The organism is Leptospira tipperaryensis, from assembly GCF_001729245.1.
Classification (GTDB): Bacteria; Spirochaetota; Leptospiria; order Leptospirales; family Leptospiraceae; genus Leptospira; species Leptospira tipperaryensis.
Window position 1 is genome coordinate 2,200,943 of the sequence record NZ_CP015217.1, and the last position, 13,578, is coordinate 2,214,520.

The window sequence follows — 13,578 nt, forward strand, 5'->3', positions numbered from 1 at the left end:
TATGGAATTCTTACTTTATCTCATCTTCTTCGGATTCGTCTCGGGCGTTTTAGTTCTAGTGAGCTATTACTTCAAACTTCTGTTTCTTTCAGGAAGAGATTCCTTTGAAAAATTGGAACTCGTGGACTGGATCCGAATTCTTCCGGAAGAATTGCTCAAACTTTTGGAATCCGGGGGAAGTCTTCAGTACGGAGCGATCGCATTCTTCATTTCCGCGTTCGTTTCGTATCTTTGGACTTTGATGGGAGGAATCATCGGAGCTCCTCATTACGCGGACGCTTTTGGAAACTATTTCTTTCTTTCCTTCTTACTTCCCGTGACTCTCTTTACGACTTACGGGGTTTTGGTGGATTTGATTTTGAAAGAACTTCCGTCCACGAGTCCCAATCACTTTTTGGTTCGTTTTTTCGAACAAGAAGTTCCGGTTCTCAGCGGTTGTTCGATTTCAGTCATCGCCTCCAACCTCGCGGTCTACGGGCTATTTCATGAAATCCCGTTCTTATTCGTTCTTCCGAACATTTCGATCATCGCGGTCCTTCTGGTTCTGCGTTGGAACGGAAAGGTAAAGATCGGAGGAATTCATTTCTCCGGTCCGAAAAAGCCCTCCTACGAGGAAGATTCTGAATAAGTTTCCAAAAAAATTGCCGATAGTTAGAATATGAGAATCCTCGTTCTTCTCCTAACTTTTATCATCGCACCCGCGACCGTGTTTGCACAATTACCGGAAGAAGGTCCGAATCGAAGACAACCGAACAATACCCAACAACAGGCTCTCAATCTTTTAGAAGGTTTTGCAGAATCGTCTTGGGGAGAAAGTTACGCCAATCTTCGTGAGAAATTCTTATCCCTTTCCACCAATCCGCAGAACGACGAAAAAGTTGAGATCGTATTTGAAGATAAGGAAAAAACGCTTCTGATTCGAAGAAACGGAATTCTCTATTCCTATCGTTTTTATTCCACTCCCAAAATCGTTTTGGATTCTAGACCCAAGGGCCAAACCGCAAATACAACGACCGTAGAAAATAAGTCCGAGATGGATGACGGAAATCACTCCGCTCCCGGAGTTTTGTTCTCGGTTGGAGTGATCTTTCGTTATCTTCCCGGAAAAGAAGTTCAACAAAAACTGGAACAGAAATACGGAAAGCCTAAGAAGGAAGCGTTGGCTGAAAATAAAATCGGCGGCGCCGTTCTCTGGGAAAAGACCGATGAAAAACAATCTCCCCCCAAGGGCGGTTATATCGTTCAGTGGAAAGAAGCTTATAAAAAAATGCCTTTTACCAGAAGAGTCGACTATTTCAGTTCTTCGATCAAATTCCAAATTGAAAAAGAATACAAAGAATTCTTTAGCGCCGAAGAGATCAAAACGCTTCGTGATTTGATTCCATAAACTTACGATTCAAAAGCTCAACGTTTTATTTCCTACGGTTATTTTTATAAGGACCGAATTTTAAGAATCAGACGCGCTCGGAAATTTTTTCCCAGGATTCAAAAACTTGGTTCAATTGGACACGAACGGTTCGAAAGAAAAGTAAGAGAATCGGATTGCAAGTTTCAGAGAAAATCCCCGCTTTGAAACATTCGGTTTCCCGCAATGTCGCAAACTGGATCAGAACTCACACGAGAAAAGAACTCGAGAGCGAAATGAGAATCGACCAACCGACTCAAACCTCTCGAGTTGTCGATTGACAATATTTGAAACCAATTCGAATTCTCCTTTTCGAATCATTTCCCTCTTTCTAAAAGAATAGGATTCATCCAAAATTCTATTGACCTTGGCCTAGCTTTCGAACCATGCTCAAAGCACATATTTTAGAGGAGCCTGTCTGTGGAATTATACCTGGATACAGCTAACATTGATGAAATCAAAGAGATCGCGTCTTACGGTCTTGTAGATGGAGTCACAACCAATCCTTCGATCATCGCAAAGTCTGGAAGAAATTTTAAAGAAGTCATAAAGGAAATCTGTGCGATCGTTCCCGGTCCTGTGAGCGCCGAAGTTCTTTCAACAAAATTTGACGGAATGTTAAAGGAAGCCCTCGAACTCGTCGAAATCGCAGAGAACGTCGTAGTAAAAGTTCCTTTGATTCCGGAAGGTCTTAAGACCGTTGTCGAACTTACAAAGAGGAACATTCCGACAAACGTAACACTTTGTTTTTCGGCTCCACAGGCTTTGCTCGCGGCAAAAGCGGGAGCTACTTTTATTTCTCCGTTTATTGGAAGAGTCGATGATACGAGCTGGGATGGAATGGAATTGATCACCGAAATCAGAGAGATCTATGACAACTACGGTTATGACACGAGAATTCTCGCTGCTTCCATTCGCGGACCTATGCACTTAAAAGAATCTGCATTGAGAGGAGCTGACTGCGCGACGATGCCTCACTCCGCGTTTATGCAACTTTTCAAACATCCTCTGACCGATATCGGTTTGGAAAAATTCTTAGAAGACGCAAAAAAATTGAAGTGGTGATTTTTCCTTTTAAAGCCCTCAGATCTTTGAGGGCTTTGATCTTCACAAAAAAATTCCGGCCGAACTTTCATTCCTCTTTTCCCGCAATCTTCCAAAGAAGTAATTCCATTCAGAAAATGGAATTTATGATCCAAAAAGTCTTTTAACAAAAGAAATGATAAGAGATTTGAGATGATTTCTCCAACTCGTTTTTAGAACGTAGACCAAGTTGTAGAAGCTCCTACATTTTGTTCCTTATCCACCTTTGCGTGAAGAACAATCATTGGACTGTGTTACAAAAGTTTTTTTCTGTAAAATTACAAGATTTCCGAATTTCTAAGACGAAGTATCGATTTTTGACCTCAGGGAATTTTCTTGATTCCGTAGTAGTCATCCATCATCAATTTCATCGATTCCAGAAAACACATGATGGATTGATGAGACGCGTCATAAAATAAATTACAAGAAGTCTGCGTATTCAAATCCACAGAAACCGCGCCGTATTGTTTGGAAAGACCTTGAATTTTTGGCCACCAAGTCTTTTCCATTTCCAATTCATAAAATCTCTTTCTATAAGTATCATATACTTTTGGCCAAATGAGATAAACCTTTACGTCATTCTCCTTTGCCAATTTGAGAAATTGTTCCACGAAATAAAATTGACTTTGGCCCATTTGAAATGTGGAAAGATACAGATTCCGAATTCTCGCTGCATCTTTTTCCAGGCGATCGGGATCGTTAAAGAATGTTGTATAAGCGAATTGTTCGCCGTGATTTAAATTGAGAACTAGATAGTCCGTGTTCAGAGCCGGATTGTATTCGGATAACTTTCCTTCCTGCAACCTTCTGGAGAATAACTTGAGATCCGGATTGATCCTTCGCACCGCGAACATACGATCCAAGAAAAGTTTCTTACGATCTTCCATCGAAATCTGATCTAAATATTTAAGAATGAATTCGTCATCGGCTCCGTATTTTAGAAACGGATCGTAATACATTCCCTTGGTATCGTCAAAACCTTCGGGACTCACCACGTAGAAAACCAGCTTAGGTTTGATCCCTTGTTTGAGAATCTTCTCAAACCAATAGAATCCGTACGCTGGAACCGCTTGTGGACCGGAAAAGTTATACAAAACCCAATCTTTCTGGAGTTTCTTATCCATTCCGATCACGGAATAAGGATAAGCCCGAGAATCTCCAAAAGCCACCGCAAGAGATCGTTCTTCCAAAGCCTTATCGCGAATCATTTTTTCGAAAAGGGATTTTCTCTGCGTGTAATAGACAGTATTCCCGGCTTGGATAAAATTTTTCTGAAAGTATTCGATCGTAAAAATCTTATCCAAACAAAAAATAAAAACTAAAAAGATAACCGGATAATAGATATAAATTCGTTTCATAGTACCGCTCAAAACTTAGAATAAAAAAAGTCTGCGTTGCCCGCGTTCATTCCAACCATAATAAAAAGAATCACGAGTCCTAAAATAGGCAACAACCTCGCACGCCATTTTTCAGGAACCGAATACTTTTCAGGCCATTCTTCGGAGACGTGAAAAAGAACCACGAAGATCAACATGTAAATTCCGCTTTCGAGTCCGGTCAGTTCCTGACCTTTCTGAAAGGTAAGAATTCTTCCAATCGAAGAGAGGGCCGAAGTAAAGTCCGGAGTAAAAAAGAAAGTCCAAGAGATAGAATAGACGAGCAATACGAACAGGTATCGAAGCGTCGGCTTGACGTAAGGAACCTCGGGAAGAATTTTCCATTTTTGCACTTCGAAAAGTCTTTCCAAGGAAAGATAGATCCCGGTCAAAAGTCCCCAAAAAAGAAAATTCAAACTCGCTCCGTGCCAGAGTCCGCCTAACATAAACGTTACGATAAAATTTACGGAAGTCCGAAATTCTCCCTTTCGAGAACCTCCGAGCGGAATATAGATATAATCTCGAATCCAATAGGAGAACGTTAGATGCCATCTCCTCCAGAGATCTCCAAAACTTTGAAAGAAAAACGGAGCTTTGAAATTTTCCGGCAAATCAAAACCCATCAGTTTTCCAAGTCCTCTTGCCATGTCGGTAAGTCCCGAAAAATCGAAGTAGAGATTCATCGCAAAAAGAAAACAGGTGAGTAAAAGAGCCAGACCCGAATAATCCTTAGGAGAAAGAAAGGCTGGTGCGATCAAAGGTACAACGGCAGCGGACAAAAGCCCTTTTTTGACAAGACCTCTCAAAAACAACCAAAGTCCTTCCGTGAGTTTGGAAGGGGTCATGGAAGGCGCGGAAAACTGATCGCTTACTTGATCGTATCTAAGAATCGGCCCCGCGATCATCACCGGAAAAAAGAAGATGTAGGAGAACATTCCTGATAGAGAAATCTCTTTGTTAAAACCTTCCCTTTTGGAATCCACCGCCAAAGAGATCAATTGAAACGTGTAATAACTGATCGTCGCGGGTAGAACAACTTCAAAACCCGTAAGTCCTAAGGCGGAAGATAACTTCGCATCCAACATCGTCTTTTCTTGAAGCATCGGAATCGAAAAGGCAAATCCTATAAACTCCATGAGTAAATAAAAATATTTGAATAGACCTAGATTGAGTAAATTGAGGCCGACAGCGACTTTTACATACCAGGATTTTTCTTTCAAAAAATGAAAGAGGAGCCAGTTCGCAAAAACTACAAATACAAGGTGAAGTAAAAAATTAAAACTAAAGACGGAATAAAAAAAGGCTGAACCGATGATGAGAAGATACTTTCTACTCTTCTCAGGAACATTCCAGTAGACCAAATAAAAGACTAGAAAAAATAAAAGAAATTCTATGCTTAAAAAATTCATTCCCAAACCCCAACCGCGTCTTTCAAAAGATATTTACCTTCCGGAAGATTTAGCTTTTCTAATTGAATCGATCCAACTCGAATCCTCTGAAGATCCAACACGTGTGTACCCAAAGAGTGAAACATTCTTCTGATCTGTCTTTTTTTTCCTTCTCCGAGAATCACTCGATAGACGCAGTCTTTCCCGGGAACGAGTTTAACCATCTTCGCACGCAGAATTTCCCCTGCATCCAAAATCCCTTTTTGAAACGCGGTCTGAATCTCCTTTTCCCCAGGATCGAATTTGAGCCAGACCAAATATTCCTTCTCGGATCCATTGGAGGGATGCGAGATTTTCTGAGCCAAATCTCCGTCGTTGGTCAAAAGGAGAAGTCCTCTGGAATTCAAATCCAGTCTTCCCGCGATCTTGTAGTTTTTAAATTTCTCCGGAAGAAGGGAAAAAACGGTCTTTTCGTGAAATCGATCCTGATGCGAACAAAGATAACCCGCGGGCTTGTTGAGGAGCAAAAGTTGTCTCGGTTCCCGATCCGGCCGAACCACCTTTCCTCGAAAAGATACTACGTCGGTTTCGGGTAAAACACGAACAGCGAGATCCGTGACTTGTTTCCCATTGATCTCAATCAATCCCTTTAGGATCCATTCTTCGGCTTTTCGTCTGGAGCCGAGGCCGCAGTCCGCCAAATACCGATTGAGCCGGATTCCGTCTTTCGGGGGTAAATCATCCTGAGACTTCATCGATTCATCCATTTCAGAAAGATTCCAAAAATCTTCTACCTAAAACTTCGTTGACCGTACTCTCAGGCCCATTCAGGATTGAAGCAAAAGATTCGGAGTTTTTCCGGTCTAAGTTACGATGAATCCCCTTAAAAAAAAGCCCCGCACTCATTCTACCCAAGAAGCTCCTCAAAAACCGGAATGGCTCAAAGTTAAACTTACCTTTCCGGATCCAAAGAACAACACGGTCGCGATCGTAAGAGATTCTCTGGAAGAAAAAAAACTCAATACGGTCTGCGAAAGCGCTTCTTGTCCCAATCTCAATCACTGTTGGTCTCGTAAGACGGCGACTTATATGCTCGGAGGAGATATCTGCACAAGACGTTGCTCTTATTGCGACGTAGCCTCGGGCAAACCAAAGCCGCTCGACAAAGGAGAACCGCAAAGAGTCGCTGAATCCGCAATCGCACTCGGACTCAAACACGTCGTTCTTACGGCCGTAAATCGAGACGATCTGGAAGACGGGGGCGCTACCCATTTCGCCGAAACCTTGGAAAGAATCCGAGAAGGTCTTCCCGATTGTAAGATCGAATTTTTAGTCCCCGATCTCAAAGCAAAGTTAGAATCTTTAGAAATCATCTTTCAATCCAAACCGGACGTCTTTAACCACAACGTCGAAACCGTCCAAAGACTTTTTCCAGAAGTCGCCCCTCAAAAGAGATACGATCGTTCCTTAGAAGTTTTGAAGATCGCTTCTGAACGCGGTTTCTTAACAAAGAGCGGTTTGATCTTAGGAATGGGAGAAACGGTAGAAGAAGTCAAAGAATGTATGCGAGACCTCGCCCAAGCCGGAGTTTCTCTTCTTACTTTAGGACAGTATCTACAACCGACGCCGACTCATCTTCCCGTAAAGGAATACGTTTCTCCCGAAGTATTTAAGGAATTGAGAATCTACGGAAAATCCATCGGCTTCAAAGGTGTTTTCTCCGGTCCGTTGGTAAGAAGTTCGTATCACGCCGACGAGCAAGTCTCATGGACCCCTTAGAAGGTTCGACTCCGCATCCTCCACCCGAGGAAATTAAGAAAATCTTATATCACTCAATCATTCAATTTCTTTCGGGAAAGGAAGGCCCTGCCAGTAAATCTGAAATTAAGGATCTTCTTGAAAAGACAATCAATCTGATTCCAAAGGTGGAAGCTCATTGGGCGGAAATCAATCGTTTTGGAAAGAATAAGATGATTCTCCATTGGAAGGAGCAAGTCATGCTCTTGGATATGGAAGAAGTGTTAGATTCGATTCTTTCTCTTTGGAATCAAAAGTTCGAATGATTCAATTTCCTTTCCTCAGTTTTTATTTAGCGCGAGCTCCAAAATCGGAAACTGTGGGAACTCTTTTCACTTTTTTTAGTCAACGGGACAGTTTTTTGAAAAGGTGAAGATAGTGAAAATGTAAAGCTCTCGTAGGAACTCTTACAAATTTCCTTGCCGGTTTTGGGATAAGCTCTAATTTCGAAAATAGAACGAAGGGCGAGTTTTTAACATCAATTGAGCCGATAAAGGCCAATTTTGTATTTTCTCAAAAGTAAGTCGGCTTTTTTCGAATGGCTTTTTCCGGATTGATCTTTTTTTGAATAAGCCTTCGTTGAATCGGTTCCACACCATTTTCGAATATCATAACGAAGGGAATCGTGAACGGTAATATATTCCGTAACGTCGTAAACGCTCTTTTCAATCAAGATCCAACAACTAACAGCCGTATTGTGAAGTCTCAATTCTTCCATGGAAATGGTCTTCTCTTCCCCCAAGACCGATAGGAGGCAAACTCCGAAGATCACAAAATATTTTACCAAGGTGAAAATTCCTCCGAATGAATCTTTTTATTCGGAATACCGTGAGAATGCAAGTGTCTTCGAACGGTCTTCATAAATTTTGGAGGTCCACAGATAAGATATTCTGCATTCTTATTTCTGGAAAGATACGGCTTAAGGATGGAAAGATCCGGAAGCTGTTTTTTTAAAACTTCCGCAAAACTCCACTGAAACTGAACGTATCTTTCTGAAATTTCATCCAGCTCTGCGCGAACCGATAGATCATCGGGATCGGAAAAAAAATAAAACAGCCGAATCATCCCTGAAGTTCGAAATTCTAAACATCTGGCTCTTCCTAAAAATGGAGCAATCCCGATTCCACCCGCGATCCAAACCTGATCCATTTTCCAATCGATTTTGATTTCCTGGAACGGACCCAGCATGTCAATTTTATCGCCGGGGACCGAATTTAACAACTGTCTTGTATCCTTCCCCAGACTTTTGATTCTTACCCGAAGCAAATCGCTTTGGGAACAGGAGGCGATCGAAAATGGATGCCAATCGTACGAGTATTCTTTTCCCAAAAAACGTAGATAAAGAATCGCACCTGCTACATATTCTTTACGGGCGACTTGTTTATCGGAATCCGGTATCAAATCCAATTCAACGGAAGAATCGGAGAGTCTATCGATCTTTTGAATTTTCCAAGGAGTTCCGACCCACGTCCGAAGAAGGATCGCAAGGATACTCCAGACTCCGAAAAGCACGCTGAACAGAAATGGAATCTTGTGCGACCATTCTTCGGGAAGGAAGAGATAACCGTGTATGATAGCGAGGAAATACGAAGGAATCAACAACAGGTGAATTGCAAACCAGGAACGATAGTTTTGCAACTTCCAAAATGCGGAAACGATACTAAGCGAATAGATCAGAAAACCGATCCATCCAGTTAAGACCGCAGGATCATCCCACATTGTAAGAATTTCCGGAAATTGAACGATCTCAAAGATGACGTGGGAAAAAAAGAAAATCGTCGTAATCATTCCAAACCAATGATGCAGGCGATACTGAGAAGAAATTCCTCCTACCAAAGAAGAAATTTTTTTAAGCTTCAACGCAAAGTAGAAAGTAAAGGAAAACAACAATAGACCGAGAATCGGTAGATAGATTTCTAAGAATTTCAATTTTCTTTCAGTTCCGCTTAAACCTGTTTCTCAATACTTACGATCCAAATTTTATCCTACAAATCTCTTGGATCTCACGAAGAATCTTTTGGAACTACAACGATCCTTTTCGTTCACCCCGTCCTTGCATAGCGATCCACAGTGGGCCGCGTTGATTTTTTGAGAGTTCAGATGCGTTAGCGGAAGGTTTGAGAAACTTTTCTCTATCTCAAAATCCTAATGAATTGCTACCTTTAGTTTACGTAAACAATTGTCCGTACAAAGAAAAACCCGAGCTTTTACACCCGGGTTTTTTCCACCTGATTTCAGGTTCAGTCTCTGTTATCAGAATTTAGCTTTCGTTTGGAAGTCGTAAATTACTTCTTGAACATCCGCTTGGTTGATCTTCTTAATACCTTGTTCGGTATGAACGATCATAGTGGATCCTTGTTGATCAACAATCGCACCGATCAAAGAAGATCCGTCAGTCATGATGATCTTTTCAATTCTTTCGTAGTAGTTTACGATATCTTTGCTGGACTTCAATTCTTTAGGAGTTGAGATCAGCACTTGTTTGAATTTCTTTGCTTCATCTTCTTGACGAGCCGCTACTTCACTTTCGAGTTTCTTTCTTTCAGACTCGAGAGCCGCCGCTTTTTGTTCGTCAACTTTTCCGGAAGATTCTTCATTGATACGAACCATCTTATCCGAAGTTTCTTTGTCTACGGTTACGATTGTTCTAAGTTCTTCTTCGTCTTTTTTGGAGATTCCAGAGTTATCCAATTTCTTAACAACGCCAGAGATATTTTTCTCAACGTTGGATCCGATTTTAGAAGTGTCTTTGATATCCAAAGATTTATCATCTGCTTTCATTACGGAAGCTTGATTTTTCTCGAGAACGATTTCAGAAGAAGCTACGGATTGCTGAATTTTTTTCAGGTCCTCGCTCTTAGAAATTTCTTCGTCGCTCAATCCTTCCAGAGCCGCAACGCGAGGAGCCACTGCAACCGAACCGTCTAACACTTTAACGGTCGCTTTGTCGGATTTAGATCTCTCTACGATGAATGAAGTTCCACGCACACCAGCGATCGCGGTTGGAGTAACCACGGAAAACTGATCGTCTTTGGAAGCTTTGTTCACTTTCGCGAATACTTTTCCGGACACGAGAGCGAGTCTTGTATCGGAGTTTCCTTTAGAGTTTACAGAAAGAGCATCGAAGTCGATTACGGAATTTTCAGAAATACGAATCGCGGATCCGTCTGCAAATTGAATATCAACTTTAGATTTGTCTTTTGTAGTTACCTTGTCGCCAGTTTTTAAACTTGCACCAAGAGTAGCTTTTTCTTCCGTTAAGTCAGTGTGAAGAATTTTAGCTTCTCCGACGCTGAAAACAACTACAGCCGAGGGGCTGTTTTCTTTACCAGTAGTGGCTGCCTGGGAATTTTCGGTAGGTTTCTTACATGCGCTGAACACCAGAATTCCGGCGGTCAAAGCGATGGAGGAAACGATTAATAGCTTCTTCATACCCATTTTCCTTAAGATTGGATTGATAACAGGACTGCGGTGGTGGCAGCCTCTATCTATGTTACTCAACAGGCAACATAATCGGTTTTTCCAATTCTTTCAATTTTTTTTTACTAATTGCAAGATATTTCCTGATCCAAAATCGGCAAAATAGACTTCGCCGTTCCCGTCCTGTCCAAAGGTGCTGATTTGGAGCGGAACCTGAAATAAAAGCTCGTTGGATATTTTTTTCCCGCTTTTCTGCCTCAAAATCCAGATTCTTCCCGTAACAAAGTCTCCATAAAGGTAAGAACCTACTAATTTAGGGAGTAATTTTCCCCTGTATACATAACCGCCGGTAATAGAATGCCCTTCTTCCCGGGGATATTCATGAATCGGGTCCGCGATTCCGGGTAACGAGCAGGATGGATTCCTTTTAAAACAGTGAAAACCTTCTTTGATATTCCACCCGTAATTCCCACCTTTCTGAATCAGATCGATCTCTTCGAAGGAATTTTGTCCGACATCGGCTAAATACAGTTCACCGGTAAGAGAATCAAAGGAGAATCTCCAGGGATTTCGAAGACCATAGGCCCAGATTTCGGGTAAGAATCCGGCTTTGTTTAAGAAAGGATTGTCCTCCGGAATCTTGTAAGGAGCTCCCGAAGTTTTTACATTCGGCGTGATTCGAAGAAGTTTACCGAGAAATGTTCCCGGATTTTGTCCGTTCTTGTAGGGATCATTTGCTCCCCCTCCGTCTCCAAAGCCGATATAGAGTTTTTTATCCGGCCCGAATACGATCTGGCCGCCGTTGTGATTGGAATACGGTTGTTCCACCTTTAGAATGGTTCTCTTTGCGTCTTCGATTCTTTGAATCGAGTCCGGCTTCCAATCAAATTCTAAAATCTTAGAATGGTCTTTTCCGTTTTCTTTTACGACAACGTGAACATAGAATTTAGAATCGTTTGCAAAGTCCGGCGAAAACGCAAGTCCGAGAAGCCCTTCTTCCGAAAGGGTTTCAACTTGGCCCGTGAAGTCGGCACGAATTGTTTTTTGATTTTTTTTAAGATCGTATTCTACCATCTTCCCTCGTTTTTCTAAAACGATCATTCGATTGGAATCGCCTGGAAAAAATTGAATGTCAGTCGGTTCTTGAAAACCGCCCGCCACCTGAGAATACCAGGGAACTGCGGGAAGTTTGGATTCTTTAGAAACTTTTTTGGGAGGAACGGCTTTTGTCTTTGCGAGGAGTGAAAAATTCGAAACCGGTAAGAAGAATACGAAAACTGTCAGGACGGCGGAGAATAGAAAAGTCTTTGAAAACATGCTCCTTTCCTATGTTTCTCATCTTTATCGGTCAACAGGATTTCATAAATTGCGGACTTCCTTTAGAACGGGTTTTCTTTCCTCCAAAATAACCGGCCCACTTGAGAAGAAAACCGGATTTTCTTTCTCAAAAAACTGCGTGTAATTTCGGTTCCTTCGGGAAGATTGTCTAATTAGAGATGGAAGTTACAGATTCAATCCGCCAAAGTTCTACCATTCCCCTCCTCGAAGAAATGGAGAGGAAATACAAATCGATTCCGATGGAAGCCATCGTAAAACAGGATATCCTGAGACAAGGAATTCACTTTCTCAAGGAAGCCTTTGATGTAACCGGCGAATACAAGACGAAGGATTATTTTATATTCTCCTTTGATCATATTCCACTTTCTGAATTGAGTGAAGGAGCTGACGTAAAAGCTCCCGAAGAAATCAAAATTTCCGGCGGTCACTTCAATCTTCTTCCCACCATCATCTCTACAAGAAACAATCCGAATTCTCCATACAAAGTAAAAAAATCGCAAGACGGAAAACCTGCCCTCTATCTCGGAGAAACGTTTTTAGGAAACGTAGAATTTCCTCCTCTTCCCGCTTGGTATCGTCACAAAACTCAGAACGGAAAACTTCCAGGGGAAATCGCTCCCGTGATCGAATGGGGATATCTTATCTATCTTACCGTTTTTAGAAACTGTCAGTATTTTGGTAAGGAAGAAGAATGCGCTTATTGCGATATCAATCATAACTATCGTCAGCAGAAGAACGCAGGAAGACCTTACACTGGCGTAAAGGACATCGAAGACATCTTAGAAGTTTTATCTTGGATCGATGCGGAAGATCAAACCGCAAAAGTTTATACGATCACCGGCGGAAGTGTGATCACTTCCCTAAAGAAAAAGAATGAAATCGATTTTTATTTAGAATATGCGCAGGCAATCGAATCCAGATTTCCAGGAAGATGGATGGGAAAGATCGTTTCTCAGGCTTGGGAGATCGAGGACTGTAAAAAATTTAAGGACGCCGGCATTCAAGTCTATCATCCCAACTACGAAGTCTGGGATAAGAATCTCTTTCAAAAAATTTGCCCCGGAAAAGAAGCTTATATCGGAAGAGACAACTGGATTCGAAGAGTTGTGGATTCAGCGGAAGTCTTTGGTCCTTCCTATGTGATTCCGAACTTTGTAGGCGGCGTGGAACTTTCTAAACCTTACGGGTTTGATACGGTTGCGGAAGCGATCGCTTCCACAGGAGAAGGTCTCGACTTCTTTATGTCCAAGGGAATCATGCCTCGTTTTACAGCTTGGTGTCCCGAACCTTATACAACCTTAGGAACTCAGGCCGGTCCTCCCCTCGAATATTTCTGCGAACTTTTAACCGTCTGGAAAGCTACATTCGAAAAGTATAATTTACCGGTTCCTCCGGGTTACGGAGAACCGGGTCCGGGAAAGGCTGTCTTTTCGGTTTCGGCTTTTATGGATGTGATCGGTTACGCGGGAAGGAACTAAAACAACCTTTTTGTCCAATTGTTGTTTCGAAACAAGAATCAGATTTTTTAGATCTCGCTGAATTCTAAGAAGGTAGAATTTTCCGTAATTCTACCTTCTACGGACTTAAAGTCCAATGGAAACTTTTTTAGGGAACCAGCTCTCGTCAGAGCAGAATCTTCCTTACTCACAAGTTGCCTGAATCTTCAAAAAAAAATCTGTCGGAACTCCTACATCCACCGTGAAAGCGGTGTGCCCCACCCAAATTTCGGGTGGAGGGGCGGGTGGCGGAAATCATCGGGAGACTTTCCTAT

General features: G+C 41.9%; 13 protein-coding genes. 6 read left to right on the top strand and 7 right to left on the bottom strand.

Translation table 11 applies throughout. From position 1 onward, the window contains the following. Position 1: 1 nt before the first annotated feature. The 3 genes from A0128_RS10395 (at position 2) to fsa (ending at position 2,470) form a co-directional block, all read left to right on the top strand. Complete coding sequence (locus A0128_RS10395; protein ID WP_069607449.1) at positions 2–628, top strand: hypothetical protein; 627 nt, start codon at positions 2–4, stop codon at positions 626–628. A 30-nt stretch (positions 629–658) separates the two neighbouring features. Further along, on the top strand, positions 659–1,387 hold the full coding sequence (locus tag A0128_RS10400; protein WP_069607450.1) for a hypothetical protein: 729 nt from the start codon (positions 659–661) through the stop codon (positions 1,385–1,387). A 438-nt stretch (positions 1,388–1,825) separates the two neighbouring features. After that, complete coding sequence (gene fsa / locus A0128_RS10405; protein WP_069607451.1) at positions 1,826–2,470, top strand: fructose-6-phosphate aldolase; 645 nt, start codon at positions 1,826–1,828, stop codon at positions 2,468–2,470. Positions 2,471–2,811: 341 nt separating this feature from the next. Here fsa and A0128_RS10410 read toward each other — a convergent pair whose 3' ends face one another. From A0128_RS10410 to A0128_RS10420, 3 genes are read right to left on the bottom strand one after another with little or no spacing between them, the layout of a single operon-like run. Beyond that, a complete protein-coding gene (locus A0128_RS10410) occupies positions 2,812–3,846 on the bottom strand; it encodes a DUF1574 domain-containing protein (protein WP_069607452.1) in 1,035 nt (344 codons plus the stop codon). A gap of 8 nt (positions 3,847–3,854) precedes the next feature. Continuing rightward, positions 3,855–5,273 (bottom strand): MBOAT family O-acyltransferase, encoded by a 1,419-nt coding sequence (locus A0128_RS10415; protein ID WP_069609238.1) that lies wholly within the window; start codon positions 5,271–5,273, stop codon positions 3,855–3,857. Next, entirely contained in the window at positions 5,270–6,007 is a 738-nt protein-coding gene (locus A0128_RS10420) for a pseudouridine synthase (protein ID WP_069609239.1), read from the bottom strand. Before A0128_RS10420 ends, A0128_RS10415 begins: the two co-directional genes overlap by 4 nt. A gap of 118 nt (positions 6,008–6,125) precedes the next feature. Between A0128_RS10420 and lipA the strand changes: the two genes are divergently transcribed. Both lipA and A0128_RS10430 read left to right on the top strand, forming a co-directional pair. Further along, entirely contained in the window at positions 6,126–7,031 is a 906-nt protein-coding gene (lipA, locus tag A0128_RS10425) for a lipoyl synthase (protein WP_069607453.1), read from the top strand. Beyond that, the gene (locus A0128_RS10430; protein WP_069607454.1) at positions 7,019–7,315 is read left to right on the top strand and encodes a hypothetical protein; all 297 of its coding nucleotides are present in this window, start codon (positions 7,019–7,021) and stop codon (positions 7,313–7,315) included. Before lipA ends, A0128_RS10430 begins: the two co-directional genes overlap by 13 nt. A gap of 212 nt (positions 7,316–7,527) precedes the next feature. Here A0128_RS10430 and A0128_RS10435 read toward each other — a convergent pair whose 3' ends face one another. The 4 genes from A0128_RS10435 to A0128_RS10450 form a co-directional block, all read right to left on the bottom strand. After that, entirely contained in the window at positions 7,528–7,836 is a 309-nt protein-coding gene (locus A0128_RS10435; protein WP_069607455.1) for a cytochrome b5 domain-containing protein, read from the bottom strand. After that, the gene (locus tag A0128_RS10440; RefSeq protein WP_069607456.1) at positions 7,830–8,978 is read right to left on the bottom strand and encodes a ferric reductase-like transmembrane domain-containing protein; all 1,149 of its coding nucleotides are present in this window, start codon (positions 8,976–8,978) and stop codon (positions 7,830–7,832) included. Before A0128_RS10440 ends, A0128_RS10435 begins: the two co-directional genes overlap by 7 nt. A gap of 324 nt (positions 8,979–9,302) precedes the next feature. Beyond that, positions 9,303–10,481 carry a lipoprotein LipL45 gene (locus A0128_RS10445; protein ID WP_069607457.1) on the bottom strand — a complete coding sequence of 393 codons (1,179 nt, stop codon included), beginning with the start codon at positions 10,479–10,481 and terminating at the stop codon, positions 9,303–9,305. 99 nt (positions 10,482–10,580) lie between these two features. Continuing rightward, positions 10,581–11,786 carry a PQQ-dependent sugar dehydrogenase gene (locus A0128_RS10450; protein ID WP_069607458.1) on the bottom strand — a complete coding sequence of 402 codons (1,206 nt, stop codon included), beginning with the start codon at positions 11,784–11,786 and terminating at the stop codon, positions 10,581–10,583. A 179-nt stretch (positions 11,787–11,965) separates the two neighbouring features. On the opposite strand from A0128_RS10450, the gene A0128_RS10455 reads away from it, so the two are divergent. After that, positions 11,966–13,285, top strand: coding sequence for a radical SAM protein (locus A0128_RS10455; protein ID WP_069607459.1), 1,320 nt, complete (start codon positions 11,966–11,968; stop codon positions 13,283–13,285). Positions 13,286–13,578 lie beyond the last annotated feature (293 nt).

Excerpts from the sequence above, each read along its gene's own strand:
- A0128_RS10395 (WP_069607449.1), top strand. The coding sequence starts at position 2 with ATGGAATTCTTACTTTATCTCATCTTCTTCGGATTCGTCTCGGGCGTT.
- A0128_RS10400 (WP_069607450.1), top strand. The coding sequence starts at position 659 with ATGAGAATCCTCGTTCTTCTCCTAACTTTTATCATCGCACCCGCGACC.
- A0128_RS10410 (WP_069607452.1), bottom strand. The coding sequence starts at position 3,846 with ATGAAACGAATTTATATCTATTATCCGGTTATCTTTTTAGTTTTTATT.
- A0128_RS10415 (WP_069609238.1), bottom strand. The coding sequence starts at position 5,273 with ATGAATTTTTTAAGCATAGAATTTCTTTTATTTTTTCTAGTCTTTTAT.
- A0128_RS10420 (WP_069609239.1), bottom strand. The coding sequence starts at position 6,007 with ATGAAGTCTCAGGATGATTTACCCCCGAAAGACGGAATCCGGCTCAAT.
- lipA (WP_069607453.1), top strand. The coding sequence starts at position 6,126 with ATGAATCCCCTTAAAAAAAAGCCCCGCACTCATTCTACCCAAGAAGCT.
- A0128_RS10430 (WP_069607454.1), top strand. The coding sequence starts at position 7,019 with ATGGACCCCTTAGAAGGTTCGACTCCGCATCCTCCACCCGAGGAAATT.
- A0128_RS10445 (WP_069607457.1), bottom strand. The coding sequence starts at position 10,481 with ATGAAGAAGCTATTAATCGTTTCCTCCATCGCTTTGACCGCCGGAATT.
- A0128_RS10450 (WP_069607458.1), bottom strand. The coding sequence starts at position 11,786 with ATGTTTTCAAAGACTTTTCTATTCTCCGCCGTCCTGACAGTTTTCGTA.
- A0128_RS10455 (WP_069607459.1), top strand. The coding sequence starts at position 11,966 with ATGGAAGTTACAGATTCAATCCGCCAAAGTTCTACCATTCCCCTCCTC.